Raw genomic sequence first — 12,680 nt, 5'->3', positions numbered from 1 at the left:
AAAGTAGCTGAGGATAGCCCATACAATCAGCAGGGGCATCGGAACAAGCAGCCAAAACCAAGTTGCCGCGGTCAACTCCATTCAAATATTCCTCCCTCTCTGATTTTCTCTGGCATCCGGCCAACGTCTAATAAAGCAATGTCCCTCCTTTCCGTCGCAAGACAAACTGTTCTAGCACAGACTCACTCCCGGCCGGATTGTTATAATAATTCGGTAAGCGACAACAATATCCTCCCTTTTTTACAATTTTTGCTGAGTAAATTCTAAGGAAATAAATAAACGCCGGATTTTAGGACTTATCCGGCGTTTCTAATTCGGGCGGCAACTGAGCTTGTTAAAATTTACACTTTCTTCGGGCATAATCTATAAACCAATGCCCCTTTACTTCCATTTCCTGCTCGCGCGCCGGTGGCAAACCCCAGCCTTTTACTTTAGGCAGAGATTTGCTCGCAACATGAATATCCCAACATGAGAGCAAGCTTAGATCGAGCCCAGACAGGGCCTGGTACTCCGAAGTAAAGGCCTGCATGACATGTTGGTCAAAGGCCCAAAGCAGTTCCAAGCGGCAGTTTGCCAGGTCATAAAGGGGGCTGCCCACACAGGCATCTTCCCAATCAATAATTGCAGCCAGCTTCTGCTCCTGCCAGAGAATATTTCCCGGCCAATAATCGCCATGAACCAGAGATAATCGACCAGATGCCGGCAAAACCTCAGACTGTCGGGGCAGGAACGATAAATTAAGCAACTCTACATCTAGGGAATGTATTCTCGCCAAGGCAGAAGCCATTTGTCTGAGGTAAGCGGGCAAATTGGTCGGGGCAAATTCAGCCTTCCCCTCTATATATTCAATCACCAGACAGGGAGCGGGAAATGATGTGCAGAAACCAGCATAATAAGGGCGGGGAACGGGCAAACCGGCAGAATATAAAATATGTAACAAATTATATTCGTCGGCCGCAATGTTAGGATTTCTCTTCCTGTCGGCTTCGCCATGACAGCGAATGACCAACTTTAACAGCGCACCCTCAGACAAGGTCAGCTCCACGGCCGTTACTGTTGCCGATACCCCACCGACCAGGGGCCAGGAACGCAAAAGCCGACTACCGGGAACAATTTTCGCAGTCAATAATTCTAGGGATTGCTCCATCTCGCCGCTCCCTTGCCTAACCCTCTGCCGTCTGCTTTTCATGAATAGGCAAATTAAAGGTTTTCTTCAATTGACATAGTAAGTCCAGGGCAATCTCCAGGTGGTAGTTGAAGACTATATCTTTGTCGCTAAGATTCCTTCCTGGATTCAGCTCTAAACCGTAGAGATCTTCAAGCCGCTGAACCATTTCGGTTTTCAGTTGCAGGCCATGGCCCATAGCGGCCAACATACTGAGATTCTGGTACAGGGCGTCAAATTGTTCCTTTACCGCCTCAAAATCAATTCCATCCTCGGCACGATAAATATGCATGCGCGCTTCTTTTTTCAGAGCCGGCAGCTCGGCCTCCAGCACAGCCAACTCCTTCTCAACAGCGGTCATGCAGAGGTCATCCTTGGTGCAGAGAAACAGCTTTATCGTCCGCCGGAATTTTTCCACCAAGTCAATCGAAACCTTCATAACCCGATCACGACTGTACGGCCGGTAAATCGCCATATTCACAATCACTGCGACTGCAATCCCGACAGAGGTATCTAAAACCCGGTGCAGGCTGTAGTAAATGCTGCTTCCCTCAACCAGCATGATGGAAACATAGACAATTGAAGCAATAGGAATTGCTTTGTTCCACTTCAGCTTGTTGGCCAGGAAAATAATAACTCCAATACCAAGGCCAATCATCAGGGGATTACTCCAGGCGAGTGTAGCGCCCATCAATCCAAACCCCCCGCCGAAGACCGTTCCCAGCAATCGGTATTTTGCCATACTGAATGAGTCGACCAAATTCCCCTGGAGGGTAATTAGTGCAGCGATGGCGGCAAAGAAAGGGGAATCCAAATTTATCAAAATACCCAGATACACAGATATCGCTACCGCCACAGCAGTCTTAAAAATGCGCATTCCAATAAACAATTTCATCAGCTCCGAAACAATTTTGCGTCTACATTATACCATTGATTCGGTACCGATTGTGCCTTTCGCAAGCACGGTACAGCTATCACAACTCACTGAAGTGCGTCCTGAATAGCCAGAAGGATTGCCTTGGAACTATGGGTAGCTCCCGAAATATGGTCGACAAGCAGTTCCTGGCGCTCGATTACCGTATTTACTATCGCTTCCGCTGGTCCGCCGCGCATATGGTCATGCTCGATGATTTCAACAGCAACAATTTGCTGATTGGCAACCGTGACTTTGACTTTAACGGCAAGTACCGGTGTATTAAACTCACCAAAGTATTCACCGGCGCCAACCATGCTGAGGTCGGGATTGGCAAGCGACGCGGCAGCGAGGAGCTCAGACGTCTCATCCGCCGCCCTAACGAAGCGCAAAACCAGAGCACTTATGGCAATCGCCAGAACCAGAACGACAATACCAACAATTTTTACCGACTTCTTCATTTTATTTCCCTCCGTAGTTGAGCGCTGGATCAAGTGCTTTATCCAGCATGATAAAGAATTCTTCCTCGTCCACATCAAGACGGTTGTTTAGATAAAAAAGCAATGCCCCGTTGACGGTAAAGCCAATCATGCCTATGAGAGCCGATGCTTGTTCCGGTGTCAGCACCCCTTCAGCCACGCATTCCTGGAGAATGCGCATTAAGGTCTCATTGAAGGTCGGCTTTTCCATGGTGCTGATGAGCTCTTCAGGTGTATCTCCCAGCTCCGTAAGAAAAATAAAGCGGAAGCTATGGGGATAATCGACAAAGAATTTGGCATATGCCCGTACCGACTGACGTAATTTATCGAGTCCGGTAGGTCCGGGCATCCGCTCCGGCTGTAACTGTTGGTTAATGCGCTCAATATAGATAGGCAGACAATGCCATAAGAGATGCTTGATGTCGGTAAAATAATTGTAAATGGTGGCGTAGGAATAGCCGGCCAACTCAGCGACCCGGCGTGCGCTTACCGCTTCCACCCCTTCATTGTCGATGAGCTCAATAGCTGCGTCGATGAAATAACCCCTCATCCGCTGCCGTTGCAACTCTTTATTTGTCATTCGTTGACACTCCCGGCCAATTTGGCGATGGCTTCTTCATCAATGCGTGTGAAACTTTCCTTAATGCCAAGCTTCTTCATCAGTGCCCGAATCAGGAAATTGTATTTTTCCAGAATCACGGCGCCACCCAAAACGGTTTTGTCTGCTGCATGGGCTACCAGTTGCTCCGGCCAGGCAACGTCTATCTGCTTCCGGGCCTCCTCACCTTCATGGGCGCAGCATATGAACAGATACAAACGCTTGTTTAGCAAAGCAGTCGAATTTTCGTCGCAGAATTTTTTCATCTTGCCGGCGAGATTGCTGGAAAATATTGGGCTACCTAAAAAAACGACATCATATTGCTCCAAGTTTACAGTATTGGTTTTAGCAAGATCAATCAAGTCCGCATTACAGGCCCCGGCCAATTTGCCGGCGACTTCGGCAGTGCTTCCATAACGTGTGGTATAGATTACAACAGATTTCATTAATATCTTCCTCCAAAACATATAAATTTTTAACGGTGTTAATATTATTAACACTGTAATCCTTTTTTGTCTGCGTGTCAAAACGAATCAGTATTTGTCAATTATCTGTAACGGGTTAGAAATTATTTAACGCAAAAAACAAAGCTCCGGCGTCGAAGCCGGAGCTTATAATTTAGCCACCTGCAATTTGATGCAGGGCCTGAACCTTTGCCTGTGGTGGGATGACAAACGTCTCCCAATCCTGTTTCGGAACCGATTCTCCATTCACCCATACATGAATCATGGAAAAAGTATAGTTCATTTTATCCAAGAGTTTTTTCACGGTCATACCCTCTTCATAAGGTACTTTTCTGCCATTCACTTCAATCAAGAAAATCCCCCCGGCTTAGATTAAAGATGCTTCTTTACCACTTCCACAACTTCAGGGAAATCGATACCTAAAGCTTGCAGATGTTCGAGAGTGGGCACGCCGTCCATGGTCCAGCCCCGGCGCTTGTAAACCGTATCTACAAGAGTCTCGTACATTTCTAGGCGATGTTTACGGAGAACTTGCATTTTTTCCTCTGTGCTCATCTGCTCTGGGGAATGGCCAAGCTCTTTGAGCTGACCGTCATAACGCTCGGCCCGGGACTCGTATTCCTCGACAGTTACCGGTCCCACTGAGCGGTAAGGGATAGCGTCATGCTCCCGCTTGCCGAAACCCATCCGCAGGTTGAAGACCCGCTGGAAATTGTAGACCCGTTCCGACTGACGGATCATTTCTTCTTTGTCGATGTTTTTTCCAGTAACAGCATTGAAAATATCGACATAGTTTTGCACGTGCTCAGGCACTTTTGCAGCGTCAGGCAATTCTCTGTTTCCTTCCGGTTCTACATCATTCCAGGGCAGCTTACACAGCCCCTGTAGACCAAACCAGGTCCGGAACATGGGGAAGTAATGCAGCGCCTCCGCTTTGTCTTCGAAGGTAGGAATCTGGTTATTCACCATGTCCATGAATATCAGCCAGGCCTCATCATGCTGGGGCCCCTTATTGGTCAGGCCGAAACCACCTTGTTGAGCCAGCGATTCTTTGCTGACGTATTCAGCATACTCCAGGCCCTTGGCCTCCATGCCAATATCCTGGAGGAACTCGGGGTCGGCGCCATATTCTTTGATGAACAGTTCTTTCATCCGGCGAACACCCTGACCAGCGATTTTGCCAAAGCCCCGGCCCTGACCCATCTGATGTAGCAATTCCATGGCGGCATCCTTGTTCCCGAACTTCAGCTCCATGCCGCCGGTAACTTCCTTGTCGATGATGCCGTTCTCATAACATTCCATGGCAAACGCCATCAGCGTTCCGGTGGAAATGGTATCCAGGCCGTAAGTATCACAATAGAAGTTGGCCTCGAAAATATAATCCAAATCGAAAATGCCGCAGTTGGCGCCCAAACCGGCAGCGTTCTCATACTCCGGTCCATCAACGATAACCTTTTCACCTTTAAAGGGGCCGGTCTTGAGTTCAAAATCGTCCACTGCCTTACAGCAGGACATCGAACAACCGAACCAGCAACCGTCGTACATGCCTTGAGTGAACCGTTCAATCAGGGCCTCGGTGGAGATGTTTTTACCGTCCACATGGGAACCATACTTGAAATTGTTTACCGGCAGGAGGTCATAATCATTCATTGCTGTCATCAGGTTAGCAGTACCCGCCTGCCGCATCCGGCACTGCACATCGTCGAACTGATTGATCTCTTTATGGAGTTTCCGCCCGGTGCGGGCAATTGTATCGTAATCTACGGGGTTATTATCTTTGCCCGTCATTTTTGAATAACGGACCACCAGCGCTTTAATCTTTTTATCCCGGAATACTGTGCCGATGCCGCCACGACCAGCCTGCTTGAGGCGGGTAACTTTGCGACGGCTGTCATAGAAGGAAAAGTTCAGAAGACCGATGAGAGTGTTATCGGCGCCGCTGCCCGTTGAGACAACGGAGATATGCTTGCGGTCAGCTTCCGATTCGGCATAAGCTTCGGTTAGCAACTCGCTGGTCAGATGACTTGCGGAGGGGTCCAGGTCCACTTCTTCCAACGTGATCTTGCCGGTGTCACCGTCAATGAAAAGGACGGTATCACGCTCAGCTTTACCCTGAAGCTCCAGAGCATCCCAACCGGAGAACTTGAGATAAGGACCAAAATAGCCACCGACATTACTGTCCATAACAGAACCTGTCAAAGGCGAGAGGGTAACCACTAGCGATTTGCCGGAGCCCGGGTACTGGGTGATACCGCCAATCGGGCCGGCTGAAATAATTATTTCGTTTTCAGGGTCATTCCATTTGGTTTCAGGTGTTACTGCATTCCAGAGATACCAGAGACCAAACCCTTTGCCGCCAATAAAAACGTCCTTCATTTGCTCGGTAATAGTCTTTGCTTTAATAGTGCCGTCAGAGAGATTGACATACAGGGACTTGCCTGTATAGCCCTTCTCTGCGGCCGCAGGCTGATAGGTGTACTCGGCCAACACATTACGAGACTTCTTGATTGTTTCCACAGATGTCATCAATTTCACCCGGTTCGAGAAGACATTCTCCCTGCCAGACAGGCAGGCGGCACATAGCTATGTGTAAGAAAGCTTGTCCATAAAAACCCGCTTTCTGCGCCGGACCGGGCAATACACCCCCTTCTAATTAGAATCTTCGCACTCCAGCAGTAATTATATTGGAACGCTAACTTTATAAGTCCAATTTTAACAAAAAATCAGCATAAGTGAAACCCATAACTTATTTTCAGTCTTTTTCTAGATTAAAGGGCTGCCTCTTTGTCGCCTTACTCCTGGTGAAATCAGTCGGAAGTACACTTTTTAGCGAATCTGCGGCGGGAGCCATATACTCTAATGAGGAGGGATTAAAGTGAAAAATACCCACCAGGATTGGATAGAAATGAGAAAGGAGAGTGAAAAAATATTCCGCGCTCTGGCTGCACTAACCGAGCGCGATCCGGCGGAGGAGGAAGTCCAGAAAGCGATCGCTCGCTGGCATCAACTAATCGATAACCGCTTCTATAAATGTAACCTAGAGATGTTCAGACAGCTGGCTAATCTCTATGTTTCCGACAACCGTTCCTCCGCCAATATAGATAAATACAAACCCGGCCTGGCAAAGTTCATGCGGGATGCAATGCACCTGTATTGCGATAAGCAAGAAAAGTAGAATCAGCCCCACGAAAACGTGGGGCTGATTTAAACTAAACTCGCTAAATCTTTTGATTTAACAGTGAGACCTTACCCAAGGAAGCAGCGAAGTGAATCTTTTCGCCGGTCAGAACCTCCCTGACCAATTCGACAATCAAATCACCCTGTGATTCATTAATGTAAAACAAATTATCGATATGTTTCACCGGCTTGGCAAATGCTTCTGATTCGCCGGGCTTTCGGTCGATGACAATTAACGGTGTCTGATCGTCTGCATCATGCAAATGAGCGCAGAACTGATTCCAGTGCCGACTACCCATGTATTGTCGGTCAATAATCTGAATATCCCAGTCAAGATCAATCAATTCTTCATAGGGAGGCGAAGCAAAATGAATTAGTGCCTCCTTTTCCTCGGCCAGGGCAACTAAAAGATCTGCCAACCGCAGATTTCCGGAAATTAGAGCGAAACGACTGCTATCGCCATAAAGTTTTCGCCCCCGAGAAACACAAGCAGCCCGGGAAGTGTCGACAGCTAAACTTTCACTTTCGGCATCTTGAATATAAGCGGCCAATTCATCAAGCGGCGGCACCGAAGTCTGATTGCCAACATAGAACAGAGTCCGAATCAGCGGCCTGCGTACGTCGGCACAGCTGTCAAAAATCGCCTTGTGCAGTTTCGCCAGCACCGGCTCCGGCACAGCCAACGTATTACAACTAACCAAAGCCAGAATTTTCTCAGCCGTCAAAACTCGGTTTCGGCAATCTCCTCCACCAGCAGTGCTTTGGAGTCCTGAGGCAGCCTGTGCTCTTATGTCGGAAAAACCAACGTCCAGCAACGAGTCCAACTCCCGGGTAAATAGGTTCAGATTCACCCTTCTTACCTCCTGACATGATTTGCTTACCAAGACCTGCGCTGCCGAAAAAAAATGGTCCGGGGACTATTCTGTCCATCGGACCTGCTATTACATATTATTCGCCAGAGAAAAATAATTTCCTGCATATACTGGGAATTTGCGCATTTGACAATTTTTCCATACTAATGGTTTATTCTCCATCGCCGGGAATATAACCAATGCCATCGGGATGGATTCCCGCCGGAATCCTGTCAACCTCTTGTAGCGATTGGACATCGATAACAGAGATATCATTGGTCTTGTTATTGGCTACCCAGGCAACAGTTCCGGCAGCATTAAAGACTGTACCGCCGGGCCAGATCCCCACTGGAATACGCTTAATCTCCCTTTGGAGGTTGGTATCAACCACGCTTACACAGTCGCCCTCGCGGTTGGGAATCAAAGCATAACGCCCATCGGGACTGAAGATCAGGCGGATTGGACAGCGTCCCAGGCGGAGCTTAACTGCAAGCGATAAATCGTCTAAATTATAGATATGCAAGCTGTCCTCATCCTGATTCGCCACAAACAATCGTTTGCCATCTGGATGCGCCGCCGCCCCCTCCGGGCCCCTGCCCACCGGGAAATGAGTGATAATTGATTCCGATTCTGCATCAAATAGAGTTATGTTATTGGAGCCGATATTTGGGACATAGACTTTTTTTCTATCAGGCGAAAAGTAAATCATATGCACGAGCTCCTGATACGTGGGAATTGTTTTTCGCACCTTAAACTCTTTCGTGTCAATCAGAAAAACTGTATTTGCATAGGTTGAAGCTATCCAAAGCGTATCTTCACTGCTGTTCAGGCCCACTCCATGGGGAAACTTGAATTCAGGGTGGGTGATGTGTCCGACCATTTCCAATGTCTCATTATCAAAGACGCTAACTGAATTGCCACCGGAGCTAGTGACATAGCTCCTGCGTCCATCACGGGTAATTGCTACTTCGTGCGGATTTTGATCCACAGAGATTGTCTTTAAGGTTTGACCGGTCTGCGTTTCAATATAACTAACCGTATGTTCATCCTTATTGAGAACAAGCAACATCTCTTTCATTTTAATCCCCTCCAATTTTATTTATGCTTGCGCTTTACCTGCAACCAGAGAAAGTGCGCCAGCTCGAGAATTAGTCCCAGGGCAAACCCGGCAGCAATCAGCATCAACATGGACAGTGCGCCCACAAGACCCTCAAAGCCGCCGACATTTCTCGCAATCACGCTGAGAAACAAGATCAAGCCAGAGATAATCCCCAGCGTGGCGCAAACCACAAGGATTCTCCGTCCCCAAAAACCAGCCAGGGCAATTAACTGAAAGAGCAGGAAAAAAATTAGCACAATCCCACACAGATTGAGATTACCCAGGTTATGGTTGAAAATGACTCCATAAAACAAAACGAAAATAACGGCGACTGCCAGGGCAAGCACAGCCCCTGCAATAAACCATAACGGTGAGCGCCTTTGAGGCCACTTCATACTAGACTCCCCCTCGATAGATACATTCACATATACGCTCCTGATTCTATTGCCGGACACACTTAAGAACATAGCGCCCAGGAGCGCTAAGATAGCCATCTGTCTCAATTCGCGCGCAGACTGCAGCTACCTCCCGACGCAACGGCTCCCTGAGCTCAGACCAGGGCAGACCTGCAATTTTATCCAACATGCGTTCACGCCACTCGTTCACTATCCCTTCGAAATTGCAAAGCCGGGCTCCAGGAAATTGCTGCTGAGCGACAACGGAAAAATCCATTTGCATCAATGCTGCCTCCACTTCCTCTGGCAATGGTTCCACAGCCCACACCTCGCCACTCAAGGCCCAGATTGATTTTGCCAACTGCCAGCGCTGCCACTGCCCACGGCATTCAGGAGAATTTTCCACCGGCAGCTCGGATACAACAATCAGCTTGCCTCCAGGTTTAAGAACACGCTTGAACTCCTGGAATGCAGCGAGCAGCCTGAGAGGACGAGGATTAAGAAAAACTATTGTATTGTCACAATTGACTATGTCCACAGACTGGTCTGGCAACAGACTCAAGGAGAAAATATCTGCCTCGCGGAAATCAACAAACTGAGCCAAATCGCCAAGCAAGTCGGTTAATTGAACCACCCACTCCGGGGGCTGATCGTGATCCACAGAGATTATCTTCGCCCTGGCCCTTTGGAACTGTATAGCCTCTGCCCAGGCGCGGGTCGCTCTTCCGGCGCCGGTGGCGGCATCAAGAACTAGCTTATCCTCAAGATTTAGGTCACTAAATATGTACTCATATATTGGCCCCATATACTTTCCTCCCTTCCAACAATTATACATCTCCGTGCCTTAGCCCGCCACCCCGAACAAAAGGACATGTTTCACCAATGCCCGCCTCCATGCTATACTGGTAACAGTATAAAGACGGTTGGTGATGAGATGACTGGTTTGACGATTATTCTAGTTTTTACCGGCCTCGGTGTGCTGATTGGGAAATTTACTGGCTTTCCCGGTGCGCTGGCGGGCCTGATATTGTTGGCATTGGCACTGTTTACCGGCATTGTCAAAGAAGAGACGGTCAGCAAGTGTGGCGACTTTTTCCTGCGGCACCTCACCTTATTTTTCCTGCCCGCCGCCCTGGGTATTGTTGACCACTTCGGGCTTTTGAGCCGCAATTTGCTGCCGGTATTATTAGTAATTTCGGTTTCCACTGCTTTGACAATCTTAGTGACCGGCTGGGTCGCCGAACTGGCAGGAGGTGGCAGCAGTGAGCGCTGAAGCTTGGTTTTTCGCGGCCAGCGTCCCCCTGGCATATCTGGCCGGGATCCGTTTGGTGAGCCATCCGCGGCTGCGCAAAGTCCCTCCGCTGATTCCAGCGCTGGCGCTGTTAATCCTTTTGCTGGTGGGGTTGCAGATTCCCCATGAGCGCTTTATGGCCGGCGGCCAGGTAATCGATGTTTGGCTTGCTCCGGCCACAGTTGCTCTTGGACTTGCCCTTTACCGCCAACGCCAAACCCTGATTCGGAACTTGAAGGCGGTTTTGCTGGCCAGCTTTGCCGGCACATTGACGGCGCTTGTTTCTACTTTCCTGCTGGTCCGCCTGACAGGCCTGGACTGGCCATTGACCGCTGCCCTGCTGACCAAATCAGTGACCACGCCTGTAGCCCTGGCGCTGGCGCCGGGGCTGGGCGCATCGGCGCCGCTGGCGGTGGCGATGGTAATTATCGCGGGCAATCTGGGCGGCGCCTTTGGCCTCCAGCTCCTGTCTCTGGGCAGGGTAAAAACACCGCTGGCCCGGGGGTTGGCAATGGGCACCGCGGCCCATGCCCTGGGTACCGCTACAGTTATGCAGGAAGGTGAAACAGCGGGCGCCCTAGGCAGCGTCGCCCTGATTTTGGCTGCGCTGTTTACAGCCCTGCTCCTACCGCCGCTCATGCAGATATTTTAAAGGCAGCTTCCGGCTTGGAAGCTGCCTTTGTTTATGAACTAGAACAGTTTATTGCCACACTCGCCACAGAACCGGGTCCCCTGGGGGCTTTCGGTGCCGCATTTGTCACATTCCACCAGGCTGAGGTTAGCGCCGCAATGGTTGCAGAACTTACCTTCGCCCGCAGGCTTGTCACAGCGGGGACAGGTTGTTTGCCGGGCATCTACCGTACCGGTGAACACATCGGTCTCGGCGGCCTTGCGCTTGATATCTTCTTGGCGCTTGCTGGCCCGGGCCGCCACCACTTCGACATTCTCCCTGGGGGCATCCTCTACACAAAGCCCTTCCTGCTCATTCCAATCGTTCTCGCACACCCACTTGCGGCATTTGGGGCAGCGAATAAAATGACCCTTGGCTTCGTTCTGGGCAATCTCGAAGGCCTTCTCATGCTCTTTATGCCACTCCGGACTCATGCCGCTGCGCCGCTCGGTAAGGACATTGGCGCCCCGCTGCACCCCGTACCCCACCCGGTAGTTGCCGGTGGGATGCGGCGCTAATGATTCCGCCCAGCCCCCGGACCAGTTTCCCCTTTTTATGGGTTTTGGATTCGATAAACCTGATCTTGTACCCCTCCCGACACAGGTCACAGTAAAATGTAAATTGAAACCCCGCCTCGGTGCTGTTATCGGCAAAGTTACTTGTAAATGGCTGCATACTCATATTAACAACCTCCTGTCAGTTTTTTTTAAGTGGCTTCCCGCATTGAACACATACTTTCCCCGGGGGCTGAGTCACCCCGCATTTTGGCTCCGGACAGTTCACCTGCAGTGAAGCGTCACAGTGGGTGCAATAGTTGCCGAGGAATGTGGACTGACCGCATTGCGGACAGGTTATTCTCAGTTCAAGCCCACAATGGCTGCAGGCCGCCCAACCCTCGCGAATCGGGCTGCGACACCGGGGGCACCGCAGGGGCCCCGTCGGATTTACCTTGCCACAGGCCGGGCATACATTGGCGTTGGTCGGGACCAAATTGTCACAATAACGGCAGGGATGCTTATAGCCGACCAAAAAACCACCTCCTCTTTAAATATATATTCAAATGGTTATAAAGGAGATTCTTCCTCCCAACCCTTAAGCCACTGCTCATCGTCGCTCCCAGCATTAATGTTAAATCGCAAGAGCGCCAAGACATCTTGTTGCCACTGTTCCGGATTGCGGTGAAACACCCTGCCAATAAACCGGTCGCGCAAGCTGGCAAGCTCGGGAATTTTACGAACCGCCAGCTGATATTTTTTGTAGCGCTCTTCAGTTAACTTCTGATGAGATAGGTAGATTGGCTCCCGACGGAAATTGACCGTAAGCATACAGCGGTTGACTTCACCAATTTGCTCTGCGGCGAGAGAGTCTAACTCTTGACCATTGAGCTCGGGATACCGGCTTGCATTGTACAGTAAATCGCTGAAAAAGGCACAACCTTAACTTGAAAAGCTCGGAACATAGGGCTTTTCGTCATTTTTACAGGCACAAATTCCAAAAACCTGTAGGCACAACAATCTGCGCAAAACCCTTGTCCTTATTGGTAACACATGGTATAATGTAGGTGCCATGTATATTAGA

The 12,680-nt window shown here is 49.6% G+C and carries 16 protein-coding genes and 1 pseudogene; 3 read left to right on the top strand and 14 right to left on the bottom strand.

What is annotated here, in order from left to right; translation table 11 throughout:
- Positions 1-334 precede the first annotated feature (334 nt).
- From FH749_09735 to FH749_09705, 7 genes are all read right to left on the bottom strand, one after another.
- Positions 335-1,189: a DUF1679 domain-containing protein gene (locus FH749_09735; protein MTI95745.1), complete on the bottom strand. Its 855-nt coding sequence runs from the start codon at positions 1,187-1,189 to the stop codon at positions 335-337.
- Positions 1,164-2,060, bottom strand: a complete 897-nt coding sequence (locus FH749_09730; GenBank protein ID MTI95744.1) for a hypothetical protein — start codon at positions 2,058-2,060, stop codon at positions 1,164-1,166. The genes FH749_09735 and FH749_09730 overlap by 26 nt, the downstream gene beginning before the upstream one ends.
- Positions 2,061-2,146: 86 nt before the next feature.
- On the bottom strand, positions 2,147-2,614 hold the full coding sequence (locus FH749_09725; protein ID MTI95743.1) for an FMN-binding protein: 468 nt from the start codon (positions 2,612-2,614) through the stop codon (positions 2,147-2,149).
- Positions 2,541-3,137 (bottom strand): TetR/AcrR family transcriptional regulator, encoded by a 597-nt coding sequence (locus FH749_09720; GenBank protein MTI95742.1) that lies wholly within the window; start codon positions 3,135-3,137, stop codon positions 2,541-2,543. The genes FH749_09725 and FH749_09720 overlap by 74 nt, the downstream gene beginning before the upstream one ends.
- The gene (locus tag FH749_09715) at positions 3,134-3,655 is read right to left on the bottom strand and encodes a hypothetical protein (protein MTI95741.1); all 522 of its coding nucleotides are present in this window, start codon (positions 3,653-3,655) and stop codon (positions 3,134-3,136) included. The genes FH749_09720 and FH749_09715 overlap by 4 nt, the downstream gene beginning before the upstream one ends.
- Positions 3,656-3,773: 118 nt before the next feature.
- Complete coding sequence (locus FH749_09710; GenBank protein MTI95740.1) at positions 3,774-3,929, bottom strand: sulfur carrier protein ThiS; 156 nt, start codon at positions 3,927-3,929, stop codon at positions 3,774-3,776.
- Positions 3,930-3,991: 62 nt separating this feature from the next.
- The gene (locus tag FH749_09705; GenBank protein MTI95739.1) at positions 3,992-6,145 is read right to left on the bottom strand and encodes an aldehyde:ferredoxin oxidoreductase; all 2,154 of its coding nucleotides are present in this window, start codon (positions 6,143-6,145) and stop codon (positions 3,992-3,994) included.
- Positions 6,146-6,494: 349 nt separating this feature from the next.
- On the opposite strand from FH749_09705, the gene FH749_09700 reads away from it, so the two are divergent.
- On the top strand, positions 6,495-6,794 hold the full coding sequence (locus tag FH749_09700; GenBank protein ID MTI95738.1) for a hypothetical protein: 300 nt from the start codon (positions 6,495-6,497) through the stop codon (positions 6,792-6,794).
- Between the two features lie 43 nt (positions 6,795-6,837).
- Here the strand turns inward: FH749_09700 and FH749_09695 are convergent, their stop codons facing one another.
- The 4 genes from FH749_09695 to FH749_09680 all read right to left on the bottom strand — a co-directional run bounded on the left by FH749_09695 (position 6,838) and on the right by FH749_09680 (position 9,976).
- Positions 6,838-7,647, bottom strand: coding sequence for a hypothetical protein (locus FH749_09695; protein MTI95737.1), 810 nt, complete (start codon positions 7,645-7,647; stop codon positions 6,838-6,840).
- 172 nt (positions 7,648-7,819) lie between these two features.
- Positions 7,820-8,725, bottom strand: coding sequence for a YncE family protein (locus FH749_09690; GenBank protein ID MTI95736.1), 906 nt, complete (start codon positions 8,723-8,725; stop codon positions 7,820-7,822).
- A 17-nt stretch (positions 8,726-8,742) separates the two neighbouring features.
- Positions 8,743-9,141: a hypothetical protein gene (locus FH749_09685; GenBank protein MTI95735.1), complete on the bottom strand. Its 399-nt coding sequence runs from the start codon at positions 9,139-9,141 to the stop codon at positions 8,743-8,745.
- A 46-nt stretch (positions 9,142-9,187) separates the two neighbouring features.
- Positions 9,188-9,976, bottom strand: a complete 789-nt coding sequence (locus FH749_09680) for a methyltransferase domain-containing protein (protein MTI95734.1) — start codon at positions 9,974-9,976, stop codon at positions 9,188-9,190.
- 36 nt (positions 9,977-10,012) lie between these two features.
- Here FH749_09680 and FH749_09675 point away from each other — a divergent pair, with 36 nt between their 5' ends.
- A complete protein-coding gene (locus FH749_09675; protein MTI95733.1) occupies positions 10,013-10,414 on the top strand; it encodes a CidA/LrgA family protein in 402 nt (133 codons plus the stop codon).
- Positions 10,395-11,084: an LrgB family protein gene (locus FH749_09670; GenBank protein MTI95732.1), complete on the top strand. Its 690-nt coding sequence runs from the start codon at positions 10,395-10,397 to the stop codon at positions 11,082-11,084. The genes FH749_09675 and FH749_09670 overlap by 20 nt, the downstream gene beginning before the upstream one ends.
- 38 nt (positions 11,085-11,122) lie before the next feature.
- On the opposite strand, the pseudogene FH749_09665 reads toward FH749_09670, so the two are convergent.
- The 3 genes and pseudogenes from FH749_09665 to FH749_09655 form a co-directional block, all read right to left on the bottom strand.
- A pseudogene (locus FH749_09665) lies at positions 11,123-11,783 on the bottom strand (zinc ribbon domain-containing protein).
- A gap of 15 nt (positions 11,784-11,798) precedes the next feature.
- Positions 11,799-12,131 (bottom strand): hypothetical protein, encoded by a 333-nt coding sequence (locus FH749_09660; GenBank protein ID MTI95731.1) that lies wholly within the window; start codon positions 12,129-12,131, stop codon positions 11,799-11,801.
- A gap of 35 nt (positions 12,132-12,166) precedes the next feature.
- Positions 12,167-12,427, bottom strand: a complete 261-nt coding sequence (locus FH749_09655) for a hypothetical protein (GenBank protein MTI95730.1) — start codon at positions 12,425-12,427, stop codon at positions 12,167-12,169.
- Between the last annotated feature and the right edge of the window lie 253 nt (positions 12,428-12,680).

Source organism: Bacillota bacterium (genome assembly GCA_009711825.1).
Classification (GTDB): domain Bacteria; phylum Bacillota; class Proteinivoracia; order UBA4975; family VEMY01; genus VEMY01.
Note: the sequence above shows the minus strand (reverse complement) of the source record. Positions and strands in the feature narration are given on the sequence as shown.

Coding starts and splice junctions, on each gene's coding strand:
- FH749_09675 (MTI95733.1), top strand. CDS start 10,013: ATGTTTCACCAATGCCCGCCTCCATGCTATACTGGTAACAGTATAAAG.
- FH749_09685 (MTI95735.1), bottom strand. CDS start 9,141: ATGAAGTGGCCTCAAAGGCGCTCACCGTTATGGTTTATTGCAGGGGCT.
- FH749_09705 (MTI95739.1), bottom strand. CDS start 6,145: ATGACATCTGTGGAAACAATCAAGAAGTCTCGTAATGTGTTGGCCGAG.
- FH749_09680 (MTI95734.1), bottom strand. CDS start 9,976: ATGTATAATTGTTGGAAGGGAGGAAAGTATATGGGGCCAATATATGAG.
- FH749_09690 (MTI95736.1), bottom strand. CDS start 8,725: ATGAAAGAGATGTTGCTTGTTCTCAATAAGGATGAACATACGGTTAGT.
- FH749_09725 (MTI95743.1), bottom strand. CDS start 2,614: ATGTGGACGAGGAAGAATTCTTTATCATGCTGGATAAAGCACTTGATC.
- FH749_09720 (MTI95742.1), bottom strand. CDS start 3,137: ATGACAAATAAAGAGTTGCAACGGCAGCGGATGAGGGGTTATTTCATC.
- FH749_09655 (MTI95730.1), bottom strand. CDS start 12,427: ATGCTTACGGTCAATTTCCGTCGGGAGCCAATCTACCTATCTCATCAG.
- FH749_09735 (MTI95745.1), bottom strand. CDS start 1,189: ATGAAAAGCAGACGGCAGAGGGTTAGGCAAGGGAGCGGCGAGATGGAG.
- FH749_09730 (MTI95744.1), bottom strand. CDS start 2,060: ATGAAATTGTTTATTGGAATGCGCATTTTTAAGACTGCTGTGGCGGTA.
- FH749_09710 (MTI95740.1), bottom strand. CDS start 3,929: ATGACCGTGAAAAAACTCTTGGATAAAATGAACTATACTTTTTCCATG.